The sequence below is a fragment of the Flavobacterium cyanobacteriorum genome, assembly GCF_002251835.1.
GTDB lineage: Bacteria > Bacteroidota > Bacteroidia > Flavobacteriales > Flavobacteriaceae > Flavobacterium > Flavobacterium cyanobacteriorum.
The window spans coordinates 1-1,437 of record NZ_NOXV01000062.1 but is presented as its reverse complement, the minus strand read 5'-3'; the positions used below and the strand labels follow the sequence as shown (position 1 = coordinate 1,437).

The 1,437-nt window shown below is 35.6% G+C and carries 2 protein-coding genes; both read left to right on the top strand.

Features of this window, described 5'->3' with window-relative positions; all coding sequences use genetic code 11:
- Positions 1–869, top strand: an 869-nt coding sequence (locus CHU92_RS00595) for an RHS repeat-associated core domain-containing protein (protein ID WP_129582959.1), incomplete at its 5' end; no start/stop codon positions are given.
- Positions 870–873: 4 nt separating this feature from the next.
- Positions 874–1,275 (top strand): hypothetical protein, encoded by a 402-nt coding sequence (locus CHU92_RS00590; RefSeq protein WP_094411556.1) that lies wholly within the window; start codon positions 874–876, stop codon positions 1,273–1,275.
- The last annotated feature ends 162 nt before the right edge of the window (positions 1,276–1,437 follow it).

Below are 1,437 nucleotides of genomic sequence, written 5' to 3'. Positions count from 1 at the left end.
TGGGTCTTAACATGTATGACTATGGGGCAAGGAATTATGACCCTGCATTGGGCAGATGGCATAACATTGACCCGCTGGCGGAGGTTTCAAGGAGGTGGTCGCCTTATACCTATTGTTATAATAATCCAATCTATTTTATTGACCCAGATGGGATGCAAGCTGGAGCAGGAATATTTATTAATGAGGATGGAGAGAATGTAGGTAATGATGGAATAGATGACGGTAAAGTTTATGTTATAAAGACAACACGAAAGAAATTTGATTCTGGAGTTGCTTCAGATGGTATAAGTAAATCTGATAGAAATGCCACCATAGATTTTATCAAAGCAAATTCTGGTAATACCGCTGCCTTTCAATCAAACGACATTGCTTACAAAAACAGTGTTGAAATTGAAGGTAATGCAAATACACGACAATCAATGGTTGATATAGTAAATCAAGATAACGGAAACGGAGGAACATCACCTGCCAATAATAGAGAATATGGAGGTACAATTTCTAACAGTGGAGTCGTTGCGGAATCGCCTCCTGGACCTGTTGTAAATCCGATACTGGAGGGAGCAGAAGGAAGCATTAGTCATACTATTAATGAAGATACCAAATCCACTTTTCATTCACATCCTAGTGGAACTGTACAAACTGGAAAAGTTGGAGGTTCAAATACTATTCAAATGAGTGGAGAAATAAAAAATGCTAGTTTTGCAGGGGCTCCTTCAACAGGAGGAAGTAAAGATGTTAATCCCAGTAGGTCGTCAGGCCGAACGGATTATGTTTTTGATAGGGCTTCAGGAAAAGTCTATATTTATAATACAAAAACTGGTGTGCAAGCAATAGTGCCTCAGAAATACTTTGTTACACCTAAAAAATAATCTCATGAAGAATATCATATTAATCGCTGTATCACTTTTAAGTTTTACTTGTTTCTCACAAAGTAAAACGCTTTTAGATACAATAATGGAAAATCATATTACTGAATTCAGAAAGACTGTAGGAACATCATCTCCAATTTTTATAACGTTTGACTATGATTTTGAAAAAAATCTAAAAATGTCTCCAACAGATTATTACTTAACTCCGTATATCAATCCTCGCAAATTAAAGTCAGATAAAAACTATCTTGTTAAATTTATAGTCTCCACAGAAAAAAACAAATTAACATTGAATGCAATAAATTTTAGATTAAAAAAAATAAGTAATAAAAAATTAGAATACATTAATATGGGCGGAGAAAAGTATGATTTGACAACTGGTTTATTGGAAGAAAGCAACCCATAAGATATTTTACAAAACAATTAAAAAAATAAATAAAACCACCCGAAGGTGGTTTTATTTATAGCCGTTTCCATACCCAATGCGCCACCGCCACCAGCAACAAAAGTAAGGCGATTACACCCTGTAGACCACCCCGATTAACCCGAGGCTGGATACAGGAGACGG